Below are 223 nucleotides of genomic sequence, written 5' to 3'. Positions count from 1 at the left end.
ACATACAGTTTTTCTCCAAACAATTTAAACTCTGTGATGTCTGTTACCCACTTTTGATTCGGTGCATCTGTATGAAAATTACGCTCTAAAATATTAGGTGCAATTCTACCGACTTTTCCTTTATAGGATTTATATTTCTTCATACGCACAACACACTTTAACCCAAGCTCTTTCATAATGCGCTGAACCTTCTTGTGGTTCACTTTCTGGCCACGATTCGTTA

At 36.8% G+C, this 223-nt stretch carries 1 protein-coding gene; it reads right to left on the bottom strand.

From position 1 onward, the window contains the following. The coding region (locus MR167_RS32500) for an IS3 family transposase (protein WP_242316313.1) at positions 1-223 on the bottom strand (223 nt) is incomplete at both ends.

Source organism: Bacillus cereus group sp. BfR-BA-01355, assembly GCF_022663675.1.
GTDB lineage: Bacteria > Bacillota > Bacilli > Bacillales > Bacillaceae_G > Bacillus_A > Bacillus_A thuringiensis_S.
This window is presented reverse-complemented; position numbering and strand designations above follow the sequence as displayed.